Here is a 3,056-nt window from a genome sequence, read left to right as displayed (position 1 = left end):
TCTCGTGGCGTGATGAAAAAGAAAATCTCCATTTCCCCTTTCGTGGCGCGGATTTCATGTAAATAGCTTCGCGTAATGTCGGGTTTACGACTTACATATATTATCTGGAAGGTGAATATTTCCTCGCACCATCCCAAATTGATGGTAAGTTGTCGGCATCATCGGCACGGTTTCTTGAGCGCCGGTGGCTGAGAGATAAAGCTCGCGCTTTCGCTCCCGCTCGCAAGGCTGGAGCTGTTCATGCCTGCTTATCTCTTCTATCCGCGACGCGCGAATGGCGTGTCGCTCACCTTCATCGCCGAGACCGCGACAGACGACGTCGCCGCCATGGAACTGGCCGCCGACATCGCGGCCGTGCACGAGTGTGTTGGCGTCTTCGTCTGGGAACCGGCGATCGGCGCGGGGCCAGACCGCTTCGTCGGCGAGGTGAACCGTGCTGACGCCGGGGAGACCTGGGTCGAGGTTTCGGGCCGTGGAGCCGTGGCGTCGGCCTAAGCGTTACCGGGTGACCTGCAAGGAGGCCGCCCGTGGATAAATTGTTCGCCAAGTTCGCCAACGCCATCGCCAGAGTGACCGGAAGCCCGCCCGCCTTCCTCGTCTGCGTCGCGCTGGTGCTGATCTGGGCCGTGAGCGGTCCGTTCTTCGGTTTCTCGGAAACCTGGCAACTGGTGATCAACACCGGCACGACGATCGTCACCTTCCTGATGGTCTTCCTTATCCAGAACACACAGAATCGCGACGGCGTGGCCTTGCAGACCAAGCTCGACGAGCTGATCCGCGCCACGACCGACGCCGAGAACGAGTTCATCGGCATCGAAAAGCTGACGGACAAGGAACTTGAGATTATGCACGCCCGCTGCAAGGCGCGGGCGGATCGCAGCATGCGGGCCCTCGAGCGCGCCGCCGCCGAAAAGGACGCCCGGACCGCCAAGCAGGCCAAGCCGGGCAAGGCGTCGAACGGCGGCCGCAAGACGCCCTCCGCCCGCGCCAAGGCCGCCAGTCGGGCCAAGGCGTTGCGGGCCGGACATCCCAACTAGACCCCTGTCAATATCAGACCTTCTGAGGCTGGACGTCAGACTTCGGCTTAGATAGCGGTAACATAGAACGGGCCAGGACTAAGGAGGCTCGACGGGAGACGACCGCCTTGCCGAAACTGAAAGCGTTGCGTTGGTGGATCATCGGCCTGGTGATGCTGGGCGCGATCATCAACTACCTGACCCGCTCGACCATGGGCGTGGCCGCGCCGACGGTGCTGAAGGACCTCGGCATCTCGGTGAAGGAATATTCCTGGATCACCGGCGGCTTCCAGCTGGGGATCATGCTGCAGCCGGTCTGCGGCTATGTGCTCGACACCCTGGGTCTGCGCACGGGATTCGCCGTCTTCGCCGCCGCCTGGTCCCTGGCCGCCATGGCTCACGGCCTGGCGTCCAACTGGCAGGGCTTCGCGGTGCTGCGCGGGCTTTTGGGCTTCGCCGAGGGTTCGGCCCAGCCGGCCGGCATGAAGACGGTCGCCACCTGGTTTCCGGCCAAGGAACGGGGCTTCGCCGGCGGGGTGTTCAACATCGGCGCCTCGATCGGTTCGATGCTGGCGCCGCCGCTGGTGGTCTGGGCCGTCCTGACCTGGAACTGGCGCGCGGCCTTCATCCTGACGGGCGCGCTGGGCCTGGCCTGGGTGGCGCTGTGGCTGTTCTTCTACCGCTCCCCCGACCAGCACCCGTCGATGACCGACGAGGAGCGGGCCCGCATCGCCGCCGGTCAAGAAGCGCACCTGACCGAAGCCGGCGCCAAGCCGTCGGTCATCTCGATCCTCAAGCAACGCAAGTTCTGGGGCATCGCCCTGCCGCGCTTCCTGGCGGACCCGACCTGGGGGACCCTGTCGTTCTGGGTGCCGCTCTATCTTTCGCAAACCCGCGGCTTCGACCTGAAGCAGATCGCCATGTTCGCCTGGCTGCCCTTCGTGGCGGCGGATCTGGGTTGCCTGTTCGGCCCGACCGTGGCCGGGCTTCTGCAGGCCCGCGGCGTCTCGCTGATCAACGCCCGCCGGGGCGCCTTCACGCTCGGCGCGCTGATGATGACCGGCATGATCTTCGTCGGCCGGGTCGAAAGCCCCTACGCCGCCATCGCCTTGCTGTGCCTGGGCGGTTTCGCGCACCAGACCCTGTCGGTCACGGTCATCACCATGGCCTCGGATCTCTTCCGCCGCGACGAGGTGGCCACGGTCGCCGGCCTGGCCGGCATGATGGGCAATCTGGGCGTCCTGCTGTTTTCGCTGCTGATCGGCGGTCTGGTGACCACCATCGGCTATGACCCGTTCTTCGTCGCCCTGGGCGTGCTCGACATCCTCGGAGCCATCGTGCTCTGGACCTTCGTCAAGAGCCATGTCGCGCCCAAGGCGGCCGCCCAATGAGCGTTCCCGTGATCCGCAATCCGATTCTGACCGGCTTCAACCCCGACCCCTCGATCGTGCGGGTGGGGGACGACTACTACATAGCCGTCTCGACCTTCGAATGGGCCCCTGGCGTCCAGATCCACCACTCGCGCGATCTGAGGAACTGGCGGTTGCTGACCCGGCCGCTGCGCCGCGCCAGCCAGCTGAACATGTTGGGCGATCCCGACGGATGCGGCGTCTGGGCGCCGTGCCTGACCCATGCCGACGGCAAGTTCTGGCTGATCTTCACCGATGTGAAGCGCTATGGCCGCACCACCGTGGGCGGAGCCTCGGGCGCGTCCTTGCGCGACTTCCACAACTATCTGGTCACGGCCGACACGATCGACGGCGAGTGGTCGGACCCGGTCTATCTCAACAGCTCCGGCTTCGATCCTTCGCTGTTCCACGATGACGATGGCAGGAAGTGGCTGGTCAACCAGCTGTGGGACCACCGGCCGGGCAAGAAACGCTTCGCCGGCATCGTGCTGCAGGAGTTCTCCACCGCCGAAGGCCGCCTAGTCGGCGAGCGCAAGGTGATCTTCGAAGGCACGGCGATCGGCCTGACCGAGGCGCCGCACCTCTACAAGCGGGACGGCTGGTACTACCTGATCACGGCCGAAGGCGGCAC

General features: G+C 65.0%; 4 protein-coding genes. All 4 read left to right on the top strand.

Features of this window, described 5'->3' with window-relative positions; translation table 11 throughout:
* The first annotated feature begins 240 nt into the window (after nucleotides 1-240).
* Nucleotides 241-495 (top strand): hypothetical protein, encoded by a 255-nt coding sequence (locus VJ655_RS15900; protein ID WP_324112733.1) that lies wholly within the window; start codon nucleotides 241-243, stop codon nucleotides 493-495.
* A 32-nt stretch (nucleotides 496-527) separates the two neighbouring features.
* Nucleotides 528-1,037 (top strand): low affinity iron permease family protein, encoded by a 510-nt coding sequence (locus VJ655_RS15895; protein WP_324112731.1) that lies wholly within the window; start codon nucleotides 528-530, stop codon nucleotides 1,035-1,037.
* Nucleotides 1,038-1,189: 152 nt separating this feature from the next.
* Nucleotides 1,190-2,407 carry an MFS transporter gene (locus tag VJ655_RS15890; protein ID WP_324112735.1) on the top strand — a complete coding sequence of 406 codons (1,218 nt, stop codon included), beginning with the start codon at nucleotides 1,190-1,192 and terminating at the stop codon, nucleotides 2,405-2,407.
* A partial coding sequence (locus tag VJ655_RS15885) for a family 43 glycosylhydrolase (protein ID WP_324112729.1) occupies nucleotides 2,404-3,056 on the top strand: 653 nt, incomplete at its 3' end. The genes VJ655_RS15890 and VJ655_RS15885, both read left to right, overlap by 4 nt.

The sequence above is a fragment of the Caulobacter sp. genome (genome assembly GCF_035254145.1).
In the GTDB taxonomy this organism is placed as follows: domain Bacteria; phylum Pseudomonadota; class Alphaproteobacteria; order Caulobacterales; family Caulobacteraceae; genus Caulobacter.
This window is presented reverse-complemented; position numbering and strand designations above follow the sequence as displayed.